The organism is Mesorhizobium erdmanii (assembly GCF_013170725.1).
Taxonomy (GTDB): Bacteria; Pseudomonadota; Alphaproteobacteria; order Rhizobiales; family Rhizobiaceae; genus Mesorhizobium; species Mesorhizobium erdmanii.
On record NZ_CP033361.1, the window covers coordinates 2,622,850 to 2,640,513 of the forward strand.

15 protein-coding genes are annotated in these 17,664 nt (G+C 65.0%); 12 read left to right on the top strand and 3 right to left on the bottom strand.

Going from position 1 to position 17,664, the window contains the following annotated elements:
- Nucleotides 1-156: 156 nt before the first annotated feature.
- Nucleotides 157-312, top strand: coding sequence for a YjiS-like domain-containing protein (locus EB233_RS12665; RefSeq protein WP_155765354.1), 156 nt, complete (start codon nt 157-159; stop codon nt 310-312).
- A gap of 2 nt (nt 313-314) precedes the next feature.
- Here the strand turns inward: EB233_RS12665 and EB233_RS12670 are convergent, their stop codons facing one another.
- Nucleotides 315-1,226 (bottom strand): LysR family transcriptional regulator, encoded by a 912-nt coding sequence (locus EB233_RS12670; RefSeq protein WP_064989582.1) that lies wholly within the window; start codon nt 1,224-1,226, stop codon nt 315-317.
- A 104-nt stretch (nt 1,227-1,330) separates the two neighbouring features.
- Between EB233_RS12670 and EB233_RS12675 the strand changes: the two genes are divergently transcribed.
- Genes EB233_RS12675 through EB233_RS12690 form a run of 4 tightly spaced genes read left to right on the top strand, consistent with a single transcriptional unit; the run spans nt 1,331 to nt 6,404 of the window.
- Nucleotides 1,331-2,572 carry an FAD-dependent oxidoreductase gene (locus EB233_RS12675; RefSeq protein WP_064989629.1) on the top strand — a complete coding sequence of 414 codons (1,242 nt, stop codon included), beginning with the start codon at nt 1,331-1,333 and terminating at the stop codon, nt 2,570-2,572.
- Nucleotides 2,573-2,584: 12 nt separating this feature from the next.
- Nucleotides 2,585-2,836, top strand: a complete 252-nt coding sequence (locus tag EB233_RS12680; protein WP_064989581.1) for a sarcosine oxidase subunit delta — start codon at nt 2,585-2,587, stop codon at nt 2,834-2,836.
- A 1-nt stretch (nt 2,837) separates the two neighbouring features.
- Nucleotides 2,838-5,732 carry a 2Fe-2S iron-sulfur cluster-binding protein gene (locus EB233_RS12685; RefSeq protein ID WP_064989580.1) on the top strand — a complete coding sequence of 965 codons (2,895 nt, stop codon included), beginning with the start codon at nt 2,838-2,840 and terminating at the stop codon, nt 5,730-5,732.
- Entirely contained in the window at nt 5,733-6,404 is a 672-nt protein-coding gene (locus EB233_RS12690; RefSeq protein ID WP_064989579.1) for a hypothetical protein, read from the top strand.
- A 52-nt stretch (nt 6,405-6,456) separates the two neighbouring features.
- On the opposite strand, the gene EB233_RS12695 is transcribed toward EB233_RS12690, so the two are convergent.
- On the bottom strand, nt 6,457-8,100 hold the full coding sequence (locus EB233_RS12695; RefSeq protein ID WP_244277675.1) for a pyridoxal phosphate-dependent aminotransferase: 1,644 nt from the start codon (nt 8,098-8,100) through the stop codon (nt 6,457-6,459).
- On the opposite strand from EB233_RS12695, the gene EB233_RS12700 reads away from it, so the two are divergent.
- Genes EB233_RS12700 through EB233_RS12730 form a run of 7 tightly spaced genes read left to right on the top strand, consistent with a single transcriptional unit; the run spans nt 8,029 to nt 16,038 of the window.
- Entirely contained in the window at nt 8,029-9,924 is a 1,896-nt protein-coding gene (locus tag EB233_RS12700; protein WP_244277674.1) for a CocE/NonD family hydrolase, read from the top strand. The genes EB233_RS12695 and EB233_RS12700 overlap by 72 nt on opposite strands.
- Nucleotides 9,925-9,940: 16 nt before the next feature.
- Nucleotides 9,941-10,891 carry an ABC transporter permease gene (locus tag EB233_RS12705; protein ID WP_064989577.1) on the top strand — a complete coding sequence of 317 codons (951 nt, stop codon included), beginning with the start codon at nt 9,941-9,943 and terminating at the stop codon, nt 10,889-10,891.
- On the top strand, nt 10,875-11,762 hold the full coding sequence (locus tag EB233_RS12710; RefSeq protein WP_064989576.1) for an ABC transporter permease: 888 nt from the start codon (nt 10,875-10,877) through the stop codon (nt 11,760-11,762). The genes EB233_RS12705 and EB233_RS12710 overlap by 17 nt, the downstream gene beginning before the upstream one ends.
- Nucleotides 11,759-12,724 carry an ABC transporter ATP-binding protein gene (locus EB233_RS12715; protein WP_064989575.1) on the top strand — a complete coding sequence of 322 codons (966 nt, stop codon included), beginning with the start codon at nt 11,759-11,761 and terminating at the stop codon, nt 12,722-12,724. The genes EB233_RS12710 and EB233_RS12715 overlap by 4 nt, the downstream gene beginning before the upstream one ends.
- The gene (locus tag EB233_RS12720; protein ID WP_064989574.1) at nt 12,721-13,749 is read left to right on the top strand and encodes an oligopeptide/dipeptide ABC transporter ATP-binding protein; all 1,029 of its coding nucleotides are present in this window, start codon (nt 12,721-12,723) and stop codon (nt 13,747-13,749) included. The genes EB233_RS12715 and EB233_RS12720 overlap by 4 nt, the downstream gene beginning before the upstream one ends.
- Before the next feature lie 16 nt (nt 13,750-13,765).
- Nucleotides 13,766-15,313, top strand: coding sequence for an ABC transporter substrate-binding protein (locus EB233_RS12725; RefSeq protein ID WP_246298426.1), 1,548 nt, complete (start codon nt 13,766-13,768; stop codon nt 15,311-15,313).
- Between the two features lie 44 nt (nt 15,314-15,357).
- Nucleotides 15,358-16,038, top strand: a complete 681-nt coding sequence (locus EB233_RS12730) for a TetR/AcrR family transcriptional regulator (protein WP_064989572.1) — start codon at nt 15,358-15,360, stop codon at nt 16,036-16,038.
- Nucleotides 16,039-16,096: 58 nt separating this feature from the next.
- On the opposite strand, the gene EB233_RS12735 is transcribed toward EB233_RS12730, so the two are convergent.
- Nucleotides 16,097-17,635, bottom strand: coding sequence for a trimethylamine methyltransferase family protein (locus EB233_RS12735; RefSeq protein ID WP_064989571.1), 1,539 nt, complete (start codon nt 17,633-17,635; stop codon nt 16,097-16,099).
- Between the last annotated feature and the right edge of the window lie 29 nt (nt 17,636-17,664).

A 17,664-nucleotide genomic window follows, 5' to 3' on the forward strand; every position in this document is an offset into this window, starting at 1 on the left:
ATATTGGAAAACCCTGCTTGCCGAAACATCGGCGGGCACCCCGGTTGGCCTGGAAGCCAATGCAATCCTTTCGCGCACGCATGCGTTCTGCACAGATGCTTTGCGTTTTCGATCAACCCAGGCGCGCGGACATTCCGCGCGGCAAAGGAGACGATCATGTTGTACGAACTCAGAGACCGTTTCGCCCGCTGGCTTGTCTACCGCCGGACGGTTGCGAGCTTGCGGCGGGTTCCGGACAGCACGCTGGCGGATGCCGGCATTTCTCGCTCGGAGATCCGCGAGCATGCCCGCTACGCCAGCCTGCGCCGCTGAAGCTAGCGGTGGAGGGGAATCTCCGCCGACAGCCATTGCAGGAACAGCGCCGCCGACCGCGAGAGGCGGCGCTGTTGATTGGGCACCGCATGCAGGGCAACAGGCAGGATTTCCCCCGCGCCGAAGGGCGCCACCAGCCGCCCCGAACTGAGGTAGCTTGCCGCATAAGTCGACATGACGGCCGTGATGCCGCCGGCGCATGCCGCGATCTCCAGGGCCGCTGCCGCATTGTCGGCCTTGATCGACGCCTTTTGCGGCGCGATGACGATGTTTTCCTTCTTCGCCCAGAGATCCAGCAGATGCATCCTGCCCTGGACATAGATGAGCCGGGCGGCGTTGAACCAGGTCGCGCCGGGCTTCGCCCCGGCCTGGCGACCGGTTTCTGGGTCGCAGACAAGCACCAGCCGCTCTTGCCCCAGTTGCACGGCACCCGATGCCGGCTGCAACGGATCGAGTGCCAGGATGCTCAGATCCGCCAGCTCCACGTTGGGATCTGTCCAGATCGTGCTGTTCAGCCGGACCTCGATACGCGGATGGGCGGCAGAAAAACCGGCCAGGTGCTGTGCGAGCCACAGCGTGACGAAGCTGAGCGGAGCTGAAACCGTCACGCTGGTCTGCGCCTGTGCGCCCAGCATCCCTTCGGTCGCCGCCTCGGCCCGATCCAGAGCCTCGGCTATTCCCGGCAGATAGGCGGTGCCGACTTCGGTGAGTTCCAAACCGTTGCTCCTCCGATGGAAGAGCGGCCGGGCGAAGAATTGCTCCAGCGCCCGAACCCGCTGGCTGATCGCCGCCTGGGTGCAATTCAACTCCTCGGCGGCCCGGGTGAAGCTCAGATGCCGGGCGGCCGCTTCGAAGGCTTCCAGATAGCTAAGATGAGGGAGATTTCGCATGGAGACCTCAATCAGGTTTCTCATGCATTACGAAAACGATGTCACTGGGTAAAGAACGATTTCTTGCGCCATGGCCGCCCGGCGGGGTCTTCTGAAGTCCATTGCCAGCCGCCGAACCGCAGGAAATCATGCCTCTCTCTTTGCTGAAATACGGCCTGCGCGCCAGGCATGTTTCCTTTCGCGACATCCCTTCGACGCCCGAACTGAAACGATCCTACGACGTGGTGATCATCGGCGCCGGCGGCCATGGTCTCGCGGCGGCTTACTACCTGTCCAACGTTCACGGCATCCGCAACGTCGCCGTGCTGGAAAAGGGCTATCTCGCCGGCGGCAATACGGCGCGCAACACCACCACGATCCGCTCGAACTACATGACCGAGGAATCGGTTCGCTTCTACAAGGAAGGGGTCGAACTGTTCGAGACGATGTCGCGGGATCTCGGCTTCAACGTCATGTTTTCGCAGCGCGGGCAGCTGACGCTCGCGCATTCGGAAGCGACGATGCGCAGTTTCCACCTGCGTGCCGAGATGGGCAAGCATATGGGCACCAGGATCGAAGTGGTCGATGTCCAGACGGTGAAGGCGCTTTGCCCGCATCTCAACCTCGACCTCGGCGGCCAGCACGAGGTGATGGGCGGGCTCTGGCATGCCGACGGCGGCACCGCCCGCCATGACGCCGTGGCCTGGGGCTATGCCAAACAGGCCAGCCGGCGCGGCGTGGAAATCCATCAACGCACGGAAGTGACCGGCTTCGAACTGGCGGGCGACCGGGTCACCCATGTCAGGACGAACCGCGGCACGATCGCCGCCGGACAGGTGCTGCAGGCCGTCGGCGGGCTCAACGGCCAGGTCGCAGCCATGGCGGGCATCCGGCTGCCGATACGCTGCTTCCCGCTGCAGGCAATGGTGACGCAGCCGCTGAAACCATTCCTGGACATACTCGTCTCATCCGCCAATCTGCACACCTACCTGGTGCAATCCTCGCGCGGCGAGGTCGTCATCGGCGGCGGCTCCGATCCCTACCAACTGGCCTCGACGCGCTCGACGCTGGACCAGAAGGAGCATCTGGCCGAAGGCGCGCTGCACCTCTTCCCCTTCCTGCACAAGGTCAAGCTGTTGCGGCAGTGGGCCGGGATCACCGACATGACGCCCGACTACAGCCCGATCATGGGGTCATCGCCGCTGCGGAATTACTGGCTGGACTGCGGCTGGGGCACCTGGGGCTTCAAGGCGACGCCGGTGGCCGGCAAGCGCATGGCCGAGACCATCGCCACCGGGCGCGTGCCCGATGTCCTGAAACCATTCGACCTCAGCCGGTTCGACAGCTTCGCGCTGCTGAACGAGATGGGCGCCACGGCCGCCAGCCACTGACGGGGTGCTCCCATGAAGCTTTTGACCTGCCCGGTGAACGGCCCGCGCAACATCACCGAATTTCAGTATCTCGGGCCGGTCCGCGACGCCAGCGCCGAACAGCCCGAGCAACTGATCGAAGCCCTGTTCTACGCCGAGAACCCGCTCGGCGTGATGCGGGAGTGGTGGCGGCACACGCCGTCCAACACCGTGCTGATCGCCGAACGCCACACTGTCAGCGACGAGATCGTCGCCACCTATCTTCCCAATCGAAAGCCAGCCTGAGATGACCGAACGGTTGCCGCCTCCCTGGGGATCGCGTCTCGACCGCACCCAAAAAATCCGTTTCGATTTCGACGGCCGGCCGCTCGAAGGTTTCGCCGGCGACTGCATTGCCTCGGCCATGGCCGGCAGCGATCGCTGGATCCTGTCGCGCTCCTTCAAGTACCACCGCCCGCGCGGCATTCTGACCATGGCGGGGCAGGACGCCAACACGCTGGTGCAACTGCCCGACGAGCCGAATGTCCGGGCCGATCTGCGCCCGATCGCCGAAGGGCTGAAGGTCACCGCCCAGAACGTCAACGGGTCGGCTGAACGCGACCGCGGCGCCGTGCTCGACAGGCTGGGCCGTTTCATGCCCGTCGGATTCTATTATCGCAGCTTCTTTGGCCCCGGCGCGAAGAGCTGGCTCAAATTCTGGGAGCCGATGATCCGCCGATCGGCCGGCCTCGGCAAGGTCGACCTCACCGCCGGTCATGGCCATTATATCAGGGAAAACCTGCACACCGACGTGCTGGTCGTCGGCGCTGGCCCGGCCGGGCTTTCGGCCGCCATCAAGGCAGCCGAGGCGGGTGCCGAAGTGCTGCTGGTCGATCTGAACCGGGAACTCGGCGGCGCATTGACCTATGCGCGCTTCGGGCTCGAGACGGCGGAGGCAGAGGCGACGTTGAAGACGCTGCGCGACGCAGCCGGAAAGCTGGGCAATCTGCGGGTGCTGACCGGCGCCACATGCAATGGATGGTTCGCCGACAACTGGCTTCCGGTGCTGCAGGGCGAGACGCTCTACCGCGTTCGCGCCAGGCAGGTCGTGGTGGCCGCGGGGTCGCATGAGCAGCCCCTGGTGTTTCGCAACAACGACCTGCCGGGCATCCTTTTGTCGTCCGCGGCGCAGCGGCTGATGCGCCACTATGCGGTTCGCCCCGGCCGGCGCGCCGTGGTTTTCGCTGGCAACCGGGATGGATATCTCGCGGCCCACGATCTTCTCGATGCCGGTGTACCGTTGGTCGCTGTTCTCGCCCCCGATTCCGATGTGTCCGGCAACACCCTGGCGCAACACCTTGTCGAGCGCGGCGTCCGAATCATCCCGAATGTCACTGTCACGGATGCGTTGGGGACAGGAGGCAATCGCCATATCCGAGCTATCCGCTTCAGCACGCCCGAACATGGCGCGCAGCTGCTGGAGTGCGATCATTTCGTGGTCGCGGCCGGCTACACGCCGTCCTACCAGCTGCCGCTGCATGCCGGCGCGAAGCTCGGATTTGACGAGGCCAGCCGGCAATTCGTGCTGAGCAATCTGCCGCAGGCATTTCATGTCGCCGGATCGGCGGCAGGCTATTTCGAGCTGAAAGCGGTGCTGCGCAGCGGTGAGATCGCCGGCGCTGCGGCGGCACGGGAGGCGGGGCACGATGCCGACCTGCCGGCGATCATCCCGGATGCCAACGCGGCAGGGATGAACCATTTTCAGCCGCTGTCCGCCCATGCCAAGGGGCGGGACTTCGTGGATTTCGACGAGGATCTGCAGGTCAAGGATATCAGGAACGCCGTCAGCGACGGCTATAGCGAGCTCGAGTTGGTAAAGCGCTATTCCACTGTCGGCATGGGGCCGTCGCAGGGACGGCATTCGGCGATGGCGACGGCCAGGATCGTCGCGGCGGAAACGGGCCGCACTGTGGGAGAGGTCGGTATCACCACATCGCGGCCACCATTCGGTCCGGAGAAACTGGGACTGCTGGCCGGCCCGAACCATGTGCCCTACCGGCATACGGCGATCCACGCCGACCATGTCGCCGGCGGCGCGAAACTGACACCTGCCGGTGCGTGGTGGCGACCGCTGCATTACGGCGGAGATCGCGACGTCCGCAAGACGATCGCCGACGAGGTCAGGCTGGTGCGTGACAAGGTCGGCATGCTCGACGTTTCGACCCTGGGCAAGCTGGCGATCCGCGGGGCGGATGCCGGCGCTTTCCTCGACCGCATCTATACGATGGCGCATGCGCGGCAGCCGGTGGGACGCGTGCGCTACTGCCTGATGCTGAACGACATGGGATCGGTCATCGATGACGGCGTGGCTTACCGGCTGTCCGAGACCGAGTTCTACGTCACCGCCACCACCGGCGCCGTCGCCCGCGTCTTCACCGACATGCTGTTTTTGAACACGCAATGGGGCATGCGAGTCGATATCCAGAACGTCACCGCCGCCTTCGCCGCGATCAATGTCACTGGCCCCTTTGCGCGCAAAGTGCTTGAGGCGCTGGGCGGCGACATCGATCTCTCTCCCGACGGCTTTCCCTATCTCAACGGCCGTAGCGGCGTGATCGACGGATGCCCGGCGCGCGTCATGCGCATCGGCTTCACCGGCGAGCTCAGCTACGAGCTGCACGTGCCGCAATCCTTCGGCGCGGCGCTGTGGCGCAAGCTGCTGGAGGTGGGCGCACCCCACGGGCTGCAACCCTATGGGCTGGAAGCATCGCGCATCCTGCGCCTGGAAAAGGGCCACATCATCATCGGCCAGGATACCGACGCGCTGTCGACGCCGGACGAACTCAGCATGGGATGGGCGCTGTCGAAGGCCAAGCCGCGCTATCTAGGCAAGACTGCCATCGAGGCGCGCGGCAAGCTCGGCCTCAAGCGCAAGCTTTGCGGCTTCGAACTGCCCGAGGGCCACGGTATCCGGCTGACGGAATCCTGCCTCGTCTTGCGGGACGGACGCCCGGTGGGCTTTGTCACGTCGACCTGCTTTTCACCGACACTGGGCAAATGGATCGGCCTTGCCTATGCCGACCCGCGCGACGCGACGCCGGGATCCAGCCTGCACATACGGGGGCTGTGCGGTGGGGAAGTCCGGGCAAACGTGGTGCCCGCGCCATTCTATGATCCCGAAAACCAACGGCAGGAGATGTAGATGCTGCCGGGTAGCCATTCCGCATCGGCTGGTCATGCCGGGCATATCGATGCAAGCCTGCGCCATCACGCCCTGGCGCAACGACTCGCGCGCAGGGAGGGGCTGCCGGGAGCGCATGAGAACGTCGTGCTCGATTGCACGCAAACCGAGCGCTTCGGGCTGCGTGGCCCCGGCACGATGGACTGGCTCGGTGAAGCAGGTCTATCCGTGCCGCAGGCAGTGAATACCGCCCTTACCTTGCCTTGCGGCACATCGGTGCTGCGGCTTGGCCAGCAGGAGGTGCTGCTGGCGGCGCCTCCTGGCGGCAGCGGGACGCGGTTGCGCGCGCTGCGCAAGGCGTGGCGCGACAGCGGGCTTGCAGCCAAGGGATACGACGCCTATCGCGACGAGGGCTGGGCGTGGTTCGTGATATCGGGTCCGACTGCGCCCGTGCTGATGCGGCGGATCTCGATGGCCGACCTGAGGCCGGAAAGCCTGAAGCCAGGTGATCTCTCCCAGACCCGTGCCTTGCATCTGGATGCGGTCGTGGCCCGCTTCGACCGTTTCAGCGCGATTGCCTATGACATTTTCTTCGACATCGCCTCGGCGGCGTTTGCATTGGATGTCCTGACCGAGACGGCCGCAGGCACGAATGCCGGCTTTCAATTGGCGGCTCTCTACGCCACCGAATAAATCGGCTTCGCCGGCTTTCCGCGCGGGGTCATCGTGAAGATCATGCCGCCGGTCATGCGCGGTATCGATCGACGAGGGCGACCAGGCGCTCGCAGGCCGCGACAGCAGCGGCGTGGTCCTGCGAAAAGTTCAGGCGTACGCTGTTTTCGGCGAATGGGCTGAACTCCGTTCCAGGCGTCACGATGACACCTGCCTGCAGGCGCAGGATGCGGACAAAATCACCGCCTCTCACGGACAGGCGGGGTAGCGCCGGAAAAATGTAGCTGCCCGCCTCGGTCGTGCGGACCTGGAGGCCTGATATCGCGCGGAAAACCTTCAAAAGATCGTCGCGGATCGCCTGGTGTTGGCGAATGCGCTGGTCCATCCAGCCGGCCGGTTCGTCGAACCAAGTGCGCAGCACGGCTTGGCTGTAGCCGCCGGCGCGCAGCGAGACGATTGCCTGCAGTTTCTCCATCCGGGCAATGATTTCTCGCGATCCGAAAGCCACGCCCAGCCGATAGCCGCTGAGCGATTCCGTCTTAGACGGTCCCATGATGGTGACGATTTTCTCCGCATCCAACTTCTGCGCGCGCAAATGGGTGTAGTCGACGCCTGAGTACAGCAGGCGCGCGTAAAGCTGGTCGACGATGACGGTCACGTCGTACCGGCTTGCCAGAGCGACAATCGCTTCGATCTCTTCGCGGGAGTAGACGACGCCGGCCGGATTGTTTGGGTTCGAGAACAGGAACACCTTTGCGCCCGACCTGAATGCGCCTTCCAACTGGCCAAGATCGAGGCCCGAACGGCCTTCGGTCGTTGCGTAGTCCATCCGGACAGGCAACATTTCGCCTTCGCAGAACTCCACCAGTTTGCGGTTGGCAAAATAATCGGGCTGGACGATCGCCACCTTGTCGCCCCGCGACACGGTCGCGGCAACGGCCAGGAACAGCGCGCCCTGGGTGCCGGGGGTGATGATCAGGCCATCGCTTGCATCGACAGGCGCTCCGGTGAAACCCGCCAGCCGCCCGGCGAGTTGTTCGCGGATGCCGAAATCGCCGCGATATTCCGTGTAGGCCTGCTTGCCGCCGGCTTCGACGCCGGCTGAAAAGACCTCGAATGAGCCGGGCGTCGGGGTGAATGCGTCGACGTCGCCATGCGAAAAGTCCACCGGCCGCCCGGGGATCGCGTCGCCGCGCAACAACGGTTCAATGCCGCCGGCCAGCTGGCGGACTTCCTGTCCGGGCGCCGCGTCGGTGCCAAGGCCACTGAATTTGCTCTGGATCGTCATTGGAAATTCCTGATTGTCGGCACCGCTGCCGCTGCCGTGCGACGCCAAATAGCAGCGCTCAGGACGAAACAAAATATGCTGGCGGCTGGTTCGTCTGAGCCAGGACCGCGTAACGGGCGCTGTGGGCGGCAGCGCCGCCGCCGAAGAACGGTTCGCATTCGGCATGAAAAAAGCGAAGCGGGATTGCGCCGCAAATGCTCTTGTTATACGAACGTTCAACAAGAGCATTTGCGGGTACCTGCCGTGGTACGAACCGAGTTTCCGTTTGCCGTCGAAACCGTCGATCCGTTGTGGATCACGCTGGCCGATGGCACCCGCATTGCCGCGACGCTGTGGCGTCCGCGTACCGAGAACAAGGTGCCGGTGGTCGTCGAGATGGTGCCTTATCGCCGCCGTGACGGCACCGTGGCGCGCGACATCGACATCCATCCGTGGCTCGCCGGCCATGGCATTGCCTGCGCCCGCATCGATATCAGGGGTTCGGGCGATTCCGACGGCGACCTCGCCGACGAATATCTGCCGCGCGAACAGGAAGACGCCTGCGAGATCATCACCCATCTGGCCGCGCTTGCCTGGTGCAACGGCAATGTCGGCATGACCGGCATTTCCTGGGGTGGCTTCAACGCTCTGCAGGTCGCGGCGCGGCGGCCGCCGGCCCTGAAAGCCATCATCACCAACTGCGCCACCGACGACCGCTACGCCGACGACATCCACTATATGGGCGGCGCTCTGCTGACCGAACAGGAGATGTGGTCGAACTTCATGCTGGTGAAGAAGGCGATGGCGCCCGATCCGCAGATCGTCGGCGACGTCTGGCGCGCCATGTGGACGAGCCGGCTTGCCGCGACGAGTTCACTCTCAGAAATCTGGCTCGCGCATCAGCGCCGCGACGACTACTGGCGGCAAGGTTCCGTCTGCGAGGATTTTTCCGCGATCGAATGCGCCGTCATGGCCGTCTGCGGCTGGGAGGACAGCTATTCGAATTTCGTGCCGCGCCTGCTCGAACATCTGCCGGGACCGAAGCTCGGCATCGTCGGGCCCTGGTCGCATGCCTATCCCTGTCGCGGCGCGCCGGGGCCGCTGATCGGCTATCTGCAGGAGGCGCTGCGCTGGTGGCGGCATTGGCTCGTCGGCGAAGACACCGGCATCATGGCCGAGCCGCTTTACCGCGTCTGGGTCACCGGCGAGGAACGGCCGCAACCTTTCTACCTCCCCGACCATGCCGGCAGCTGGGCCGCCGAGGACGAGTGGCCGTCGCCGCGCATCGAGCGACGCAGCTTGCATCTGAACGCCTCGGGCCTCGGAGCCGAAGCCGCTGCTGGCGCGACGCTTTCGGTACGCTCTCCGGCGACCGCCGGCCGCGATTGCGGCCGCTGGGGCGGCTATGGCGGTTCGTGTCCCGATATGCCCATCGACCAGCGCCGCGAGGACGGCATGGGGCTGTGCTTCGATACGCCGCCGCTGGACGACGACCTGACCTTGCTCGGCGCGCCGGAACTGGATCTGCTCGTCAGTGTCGACCAACCACACGTCAATCTCGCGGCCCGGCTTTGCGACGTCTATCCAGACGGTACTTCGGCGCTGATGACCTATGGCGTGCTCAACCTCAGCCATCGCGACAGCCACCAGCATCCCACGCCCTGTCCGGTCGGAACGCCATTTCGTGTGCGGCTGAAGCTCAACGATTTCGCCCGCATTGTGCCCAAGGGCCATCGCATCCGGCTGGCGCTGGCCAACCAGCACTGGCCGATCCTGTGGCCGCAACCCAGATTGTCGACGCTGTCGGTCGCGAGCGGCGACAGCACGGTGATGCTTCCGGTCCGCCCGCCATCGGAACGCGACCGTGACGTTCGCTTCGAGCCGGCGGAAACCGCCCCGCCGGTTCCGACCACGACCCTGGACGAGGGCTTCGATCGCCGCATCGTCACCGACGATGTCGGCTCGGGCGTTCAGACCATTGCGTTGACTTCGAACCACGGCCGCCGGCGCTATGACGATCGCGCCATTACCGTGTCCTCGGCCAACAGCGACACGATGAGCATCAGCGGCGGCGATCCGCTGTCGGCGAAACTCGTCACCGAATATCGCTGGGCGATCGCCAGCGGCGATGCCGACACCGAGGCGATCGCGATCACCGAGCTGACGGCTGACGAAACCCATTTCAACCTGAGTTGGCGGCTCGAGGCGCGAGAACGGGGCGCGATCGTCCACAGCGCCTCGGCAAGCCGGCGCATCAGGCGCGATTTCGCCTGAGGAGAGGGAGGCGGCCATGCTCGCATATGCAGTGAAGCGCATCGGTCTCGGCCTCCTGATCCTCGTCCTCGTCATGGTCGCCATGTACGCGGCCGTCTTCCTGGTACCCGGTGATCCGGCAACCGTCGCGCTCGGTCCGCGCGCCACGCCGGAGCTGAAGCGGCTGCTGATCGAGCGCATGGGGCTCGACCAGCCGGTCTGGTGGCAGATCATCGAATTCTTCCGCAACGCGCTGACCGGCAATCTCGGCTACGACGTCTGGTCGAACCGGCCCGTCTCGACGCTGGTGCTGGAGGCGCTGCCGAACACGCTGATCCTCGGGCTAACGGCGCTTACAGTCGCGCTCCTCATCGGCGTGCCGCTCGGCTGCCTGTCGGTGATGCGGCGCGGTACGGCGGCCGACGCGGTCATCGGCGTGCTCTCGGTCGGCGTCATCGCCGTGCCGTCCTTCGTCGTCGCCATCTATTCGCTGCTGCTGTTCGCCGTCACGCTGCGTTGGCTGCCGGCCATCGGCGCCGGCGAGGCCGGGGACTTCGTCAGCCAGGCCAAGGCGCTGGTCATGCCGGCTGCGGCCATCGCGCTCGGCTGGATCGGCTACATCGCCCGCATGGTGCGCGCCTCGATGATGGAGGTGATGGGCGAGCCGCACATCCGCACCGCGCGCTCGTTTGGTCTGCCCGAGTGGAAGATCGTTTCAAAGTACGCGTTGCGCATCGCCATCATCCCGACCATCTCGCTGGTCGCCGTCGGCCTTGGCTCGATCCTGTCCAGCGCCGTCTTCGTCGAGGCGGTGTTTGCCCGGCCCGGCATCGGCAAGCTGATCACCGACGCCGTCAACACCCGCAACTACCCGGTCGTCATGGGCACGGTGCTGATCATGACCGCCATCTATGTCTCCATCACCATTGCCGCCGATCTGTTGATCGCGCGGCTCGATCCGAGGGTGCGCGATGTCTTCCGTGGCTGACGCCTCCTTGTCCACGCCCGGCCGACAGCGGTTCGTCCTGCTGCGCGCCCTGCTTGCCGATCCGTTCACCTGCGTGGCGCTGATCCTGGTCACCGGCTTCCTCGTCACAGCTCTCTTCGCGCCATGGCTGGCGCCCTATTCGCCGGTCAAGATCGACGTGCTGCACAAGCTGCAGCCGCCATCGGCCGAACACTGGTTCGGCACTGATCATCTCGGCCGCGATCTCCTGTCTCGCGTCATTTTCGGCGCGCGCACCGCGCTCACCATCGCCATGGTTTCCGTCGCCATCGCCGGCGCCATCGGCCTGCTGCTCGGCCTCATCGCCGGCTACGGCCCGCGCTGGCTCGACGCCATCCTGGTGCTGAGCTTCGACAGCCTGAATTCGCTGCCGATGATCATGTTCGCGCTCGCCATCATCACCGTGCTCGGCGCCGGCACCGGCACGCTGATCATCGTCATCGCCGCGACCTCATTCCCAAGCTACGCCAGGCTGATCCGGGCGCTGACGCTGGCGCTGAAGAACAGCGACTACATCCTCGCCGAGCGCCTGATCGATGCCAGTGCCGCGCGCATTATCTTCGTCCATATCCTGCCCAATGTCGTCGGCCCGCTGATCATCCTTTTGTCGATGGACATTCCGGTCGTCATCATGGTCGAGGCTGGTTTGAGTTTCCTCGGCCTCGGCGTGCGCCCGCCGACTCCGTCCTGGGGCTCGATCCTTTATGACGGCTACACCTCGATCCGCTCGGCACCCTTCATGGTGATCTTCGGCGGCTTGCCGCTGGTGCTGGCGACGCTTGGCTTCACCTTTCTGGGCGAAGGCCTGCGCGACTATCTCGATCCGCGCCTGCAACTGCGGAGGCCGGCATGACCGGCTCGCTCTGCGCCAGCGATCTCAGCGTCCGCTACGAGACGCCGCATGGCTCGGTGTACGCGCTGCGCCATGTCGATATCGAGGCGCATCCGGGCGAGGTGATCGGCATTGTCGGCGAGAGCGGTTGCGGCAAGTCCACGCTGGTCACTGCCCTGGCCAATCTGCTGCCGGCCAATGCCCGCATCGACGGGTCGATCTCCTACAATGGCGTCGACCTGGCCAAGCTCGATGCGTACCACCAGCGCCTGCTGCGCGGCGACGAGATCGCACTGGTCAGCCAGGATCCGATGACGGCGTTCAACCCGGTGCTGACCATCGGCGATCAACTCGTCGATTTCCAGCACCACCGCAAGGACCTTGGCCGGGCGCAAAAGCGGGCGCGCATCGCGGCCATGCTCGGCCGCGTCGGCATCGCCGACGCCGAGCGGCGCATGCAGAGCTATCCGCATGAACTCTCCGGCGGCATGCGCCAGCGCGTCGCCATCGCCGCCGCGCTGCTGACCGATCCGGGCCTGCTCATCGCCGACGAACCGACGACGGCGCTCGACGTCACCATGGAGGCGCAGATCATCCATCTGCTGCGCGAACTCCGCCGCGACTACAACGGCATCATCATCGTCGTCTCGCACCATCTCGGCGTCATCGCCGAACTCTGCGACCGGGTCTATGTCATGTATGCGGGCGAGGTGGTGGAAGGCGGCGAGGTCGACGCGATCTTCCACGACGCCAGGCATCCCTACACGCAGGCGCTGCTCGCCTGCGACCCCGCCCGCTTCCATGAGCGCCTGGACCGGCTGCCGACCATTCCGGGCTCGCTGCCCAACCTCACTCAGCCACCGTCCGGATGCGTCTACGCTCCGCGCTGCGACCGTGCCTTCGCGCCGTGCGCGACCGTCGCGCCACCGCTGGTGAACCTCGTCGCGTCTCATGTCGCGCGCTGCCATGCGGTGATGCCATGAGCCCGTTGCTTGCCGTCGAGGATCTCTCCGTCAGCTTCGTTCGCGGCGGCTTGCTCAACCGGCTGATCAATCCGTTCCCGCTGCCGGGCTTCAACGTCATCGACGGTGTGACGCTGTCGCTGATGCCGGGCGAGACGCTCGGGCTTGTCGGCGAATCCGGTTCCGGCAAGACGACGCTTGCCCGCACCATTCTCGGGCTCATCCGAGCCGCCGCCGGCCGCATCGTCTTCGAGGGCAGGGAGGTGCGGACGCCGGCCGATTTCCGCGCCATGCGCCGGCGCTCGGCGATGATGTTCCAAGACCCTGTCGCCTCGCTCAGCCCGCGGCTGCGCATCGGCACGCTGCTCACCGAACCGCAGATCATCCAGGGGTTGCCGATGCCGGACCGCCGCGCCGCGGCAAAAGCGCTGCTGGCGCTGGTCGGTTTGCCCGCCTCCTTCGTCGACCGCTTCCCGCATGAGCTGTCGGGCGGACAGGCGCGCCGCGTCGGCGTTGCGCGAGCCCTGGCGATGAAGCCGCATCTGCTGCTCGCCGACGAGCCGACCGCGGGTCTCGATGTCTCGGTGCAGGGCGATGTGCTGAACCTGATCGGCGAGCTGAAGCGCGAACTCGGTTTCGCCGCCATGATCGTCACCCATAATCTGGCAATGATCCGCCATGTCAGCGACCGGCTGGCGATCATGTATCTCGGCCGGCTGGTCGAGACAGGTCCGACGCAGGACGTGTTTTCCGCGCCCATGCATCCCTACACCGCGACGCTGATCCAGTCCGAGCCGATACCCGACCCGCGCCGGCGCAGCCATAACCCCGCCGTCACCGGCGAGATCCCGAGCGTGTTCCGGCGGCCTTCGGGCTGCGAGTTCCACACGCGCTGTCCCATCGCACAAGATCGCTGCAGGACCGAGGCGCCGGCCTACCGGCCGATGGATGCCGGTCGCATGGTGCGTTGCCATTTCCCGCTGAAGACCGGCGGGCAAGAACGGGAAGCCTTCTCACGCGCTTCCGCAAACCAAAGGGGAAACTGAGATGAAACAATGGTCCTTGGACAGACGTGCATTCCTGAAAGCGGCTGGCGTGCTCGGCGCCGGCCTGGCGATGAAGCCCGACTTTGCCTGGTCGGCCGCCGGCGATACGTTGCGCATCCGCATGGAAGGCGATCTGCAGTGCCTCGACCCGGCCTTCATGAATGGCGGTATCGAGGATGTCATGATGCGCGGCATCTATGTCTCGCTCAACCATTTCGGCGACATCAGGAAAGGCTCGCCCTGGTCGCTGTGGGGAGCTGAAAAGCTCGAGCAGAAAGACCCCAAGACCATCGCCTTCACCCTAATCGACGGGCTGAAATGGTCTGGTGGTTTTGGCGCGGTGACAGCCGACGACGTGAAATTCTCGTTCGAGCGCATCGCCGACAAGGCGCTCGCATCGCCCTGGGCCTATCAGTTCGAGAAGCTTGATCGCGTCGAAGTCGCCGATGCCCGCAATGGCATCATTCATCTGAAGGAGCCCTATCAGCCGATCTTCGTCACCAGCCTGCCTTACTATGGTGGCCACATCATCAGCCGCGCCGGCACCGAGAAGGCCGGCGGCAAATTCACCACCCAGCCGCCGGCGACCTGCGGTCCCTATCTCTTCTCGGACTGGCAGCAGAAGCAGAAGGTGACGCTGACCGCCAACCCGGACTGGCCGGGACCGAAGCCGGATTTCTCAAAGGTCGAGATCTATGTCGTGTCGGATGATCAGGCGGCGCAGCTCGCCTATGAAGCCGATGCCTTCGATTATACCAAGATCGCCATCTCGGCGACCAAGGCGGTCAAGGAGAAGCCGCCGGCGGATACAATCCTGATCGAGGCGCAATCGACGCGCTATGTCTGGCTGACCGTCAACCAGTTGAGCCCGCGGCTCAAGGATCTGAAAGTCCGACAGGCGGTGCAGTACGGCGTCGATGTCGGGCAAATCCTCACCGGCGTCTATGACGACCTCACCAAGCGCTCCACCGGCGTCGTCCAGCCCGGCACCAAATTCGCGCGGGCCTCGAATCTGATCGCCGCGCCGGACTATGAGAAGTCGGCCGCGCTGCTCAAGGAGGCCGGCGTCAGCGACCTGTCGCTGACCTTGACGGTGATGAACGATTCCATCCGCACCGCGACCGCGCAGATCATCCAGGCCAGCCTCGAACAGGCCGGCATCAAGGTCGAGATCCAGCCCTATGACGAAGCCGCCTTCTGGGGCGTCGGCGACAAGACGCAGGGCGACGGCTACAAGAACATCGACCTTGCGCTGATGGATTTCGCCGGCGGCATCGATCCGTCGGAAAACCTGGTCTGGTTCCGCCCCGACCAGATCGGCGCGTACAACTGGTCGGGTTTCGACAGTGCCGAATTCGAGACCAGCTACCAGCAATTGGTGGCCGAAAGCGACGAGGCCAAGCGCATCGCGCTGTCGAACCGCATGGAGGATCTGATGGAACAGTCCGGCGGCTTCGTCTTCATCTGCCACCAGCCGCTGGTCGCCATCCACAAGACCGCGTTCGATCCGGTCATCTATCCTGATGGTCACCCCAATCCCGTGCTGTTCAAGAAGAAGGCGTGAACGCTTCCGTGGACAGGAAGGGCGCAATCGATTAGCTGGAGTCCATGACGGAAGCAGGACCAGCCCCTGAAAAACGCAAGCGCGGCGCCAAGAAATCGCCGCCGCGCTTCAGCCGCGAACAGGCCGATGTGCGCCGTTCCATGCTGATCGAGGCGGCGACGCGCTGCCTGTCGGTCGGCGGCATCGGCGCCTTCACCATCGACCGCATCTGCAAGGAGGCCGGGGTTTCGCGTGGCCTCATCAACCACCATTTCGAAAGCCTCGACGGGTTGCTGGTCGAGGTCTACAAATCCTCGCTCTATGCCAGCGTCAACAACCAGATCGCCGAAGCCAAGCGCCGCCGCGCCGAGGCATCGGATTGGCCACCGGAGGCATCGCTGGCAGCCCTGGTGCGATCCAATTTCTCGCCCGAATATTTCAGCCGCGAGAACCTTTTGATCTGGCTGTCTCTGTGGGGCGAGATCGCCGTCAACCCGCGCCTCAAGGAAGCGCATCGCGAACTCTACGATGCCTACCGGGCTGAACTGGCGGAGGATATCGCGGCGGTCGCGGTGCTGCGCGGCAGGCAAGTCGACGCGCCCGCGCTGGCGCGCAATTTCATCGCTTTGGTCGACGGGCTGTGGCTGGAATGGTGCCTCGACGAAAGCGTGGTGACGCCGGAGGCGGCGGAGGCGGCGGGGTTCGAGATGCTTGAAGGGCAGGTGGGGCCGTTGCGGGGAGTGTAACGATTTCAGGTCGGCGCTGTACTGGCGCCGACTTCGAGAGTCGGTGTCGTGCCCCGCCTCAATTCAGCGGCGAACCGCCCTCGCGTTTGCGCCTTTCCATATAGTCGCGCAGCGCTTCGTCGATGCCGGGATCGATCGGCGGTTGCTCGTATTCGGCGACCATGCGTTTCCACACGACATTGGCGCGCTCGCGCGCCGTCACCTGGCCGCGCTCGACCCACGTGTCGTAATTGTCCCAGTTGGACACCAGCGGCGAATAGAAGGCGCGCTCGTAGCGCTGCATGGTGTGCGCGGCGCCGAAGAAATGCCCGGCCGGACCGACCTCGCGCACCGCTTCCAGCGCCAGCGTATCGATGTCGACCACCGGCGGGTCGAAGTAAGCCGACATCATCTGAAGCATCTCGGCATCGATGACCAGTTTCTCGAACGATGCGGTCAGCCCGCCGCCGAGCCAGCCGGCCGCGTGCAGCACCAGGTTGGCGCCGCCCATCAGGCAGCCCCACAGCGACATGGCGCTTTCATAGGCGGCCTGCGCGTCGACGGAATTCGCGGCGGTGACGTTGCTGGAGCGGAATGGCACGCCGATCAGCCGGCAGAGCTGCCCGGTGATCTGCGCGGCCTGCGTGTATTCGGGCGTGCCGAAGGCCGGCGCGCCGGTCTTCATGTCGACATTGGACGTGAAGCCGCCATACATCACCGGCACGCCCGGCCGCACGATCTGGGTAAGCACGATGCCGGCCAGCGCCTCGGCATGCTGCTGCGACAGCGCGCCGGCAAGCGTCACCGGGCTCATCGCGCCAGCCAGCGTGAACGGCGTGATGACGTTGACCTGGCCGTGCTCGGCCAGCGTGATCAGCCCTTCGGCCATCGGCTCGTCGAGCTGCAGCGGCGAATTGGTGTTGATGATGCCGGTAAAGACCGGCATTTCCCGCGCGAGGTTGTCGCGCGTCGTGCCGAGCGAAATCGCCACCATTTCCAGCGCGTCGATGGCGCGACCCTGACCTAGGGTTTGCGGCTGCCAGTTCTTGTCGAGCAGTGTGATCTCGGCATAGTAGAGGTCGAGATGCCTAGTGTTCTGGTGCAGGTCGAGCGGCTCGAACGGGCCGCCGCCTTCCTGGTGCAGGACATTGAACGACTGGATGAGTTTCAGATAGTCGCACATTTCGGCATAGGTGCCGGGCCGGCGGCCGCGATCATTGTCCATGACATAGGCAGGCCCGCCGACCGACGACAGGATGCAGTGCCGCCCGCCGACCTTGACGTTCTTTTGCGGATTGCGGGCGCGCAACTCGAACGACGACGGCGCCATGGCGACGCGCTCCATGACCATCGCGCGGTCGAAGCGGACCCGCATCGCGCCTTCGTCGACATCGCAGCCGGCCGAGCGATAAAGCTGCCGCGCTTGTGGTTGCAGCACGCGCATGCCGATCTCTTCGAGAATGGTCAGGCCCATTTCGTGGATTGTCCGCACCTGATCGGCCGACAGGATCTCGATCGGCGCGTAGGGCCGCGTCAGCTGCTTCCACGGCCGCTGCTCGATGCCGCCGATCTCGCGCTGCGGACGGCCGGGTCTGCGACGTGCGGCGATGCGCTCCATGGCTTCCTCACTCCTTGTTTGACGCAATT

What these genes read in the sequence shown, in the direction of transcription:
- EB233_RS12695 (WP_244277675.1), bottom strand. Translation starts at nt 8,100, where the DNA reads ATGGATGTCGATGTCGCGCGCCACGGTGCCGTCACGGCGGCGATAAGG.
- EB233_RS12665 (WP_155765354.1), top strand. Translation starts at nt 157, where the DNA reads ATGTTGTACGAACTCAGAGACCGTTTCGCCCGCTGGCTTGTCTACCGC.
- EB233_RS12730 (WP_064989572.1), top strand. Translation starts at nt 15,358, where the DNA reads ATGACGGAAGCAGGACCAGCCCCTGAAAAACGCAAGCGCGGCGCCAAG.
- EB233_RS12685 (WP_064989580.1), top strand. Translation starts at nt 2,838, where the DNA reads ATGACCGAACGGTTGCCGCCTCCCTGGGGATCGCGTCTCGACCGCACC.
- EB233_RS12670 (WP_064989582.1), bottom strand. Translation starts at nt 1,226, where the DNA reads ATGAGAAACCTGATTGAGGTCTCCATGCGAAATCTCCCTCATCTTAGC.
- EB233_RS12710 (WP_064989576.1), top strand. Translation starts at nt 10,875, where the DNA reads ATGTCTTCCGTGGCTGACGCCTCCTTGTCCACGCCCGGCCGACAGCGG.
- EB233_RS12675 (WP_064989629.1), top strand. Translation starts at nt 1,331, where the DNA reads ATGCCTCTCTCTTTGCTGAAATACGGCCTGCGCGCCAGGCATGTTTCC.
- EB233_RS12690 (WP_064989579.1), top strand. Translation starts at nt 5,733, where the DNA reads ATGCTGCCGGGTAGCCATTCCGCATCGGCTGGTCATGCCGGGCATATC.
- EB233_RS12680 (WP_064989581.1), top strand. Translation starts at nt 2,585, where the DNA reads ATGAAGCTTTTGACCTGCCCGGTGAACGGCCCGCGCAACATCACCGAA.
- EB233_RS12735 (WP_064989571.1), bottom strand. Translation starts at nt 17,635, where the DNA reads ATGGAGCGCATCGCCGCACGTCGCAGACCCGGCCGTCCGCAGCGCGAG.
- EB233_RS12705 (WP_064989577.1), top strand. Translation starts at nt 9,941, where the DNA reads ATGCTCGCATATGCAGTGAAGCGCATCGGTCTCGGCCTCCTGATCCTC.
- EB233_RS12715 (WP_064989575.1), top strand. Translation starts at nt 11,759, where the DNA reads ATGACCGGCTCGCTCTGCGCCAGCGATCTCAGCGTCCGCTACGAGACG.
- EB233_RS12720 (WP_064989574.1), top strand. Translation starts at nt 12,721, where the DNA reads ATGAGCCCGTTGCTTGCCGTCGAGGATCTCTCCGTCAGCTTCGTTCGC.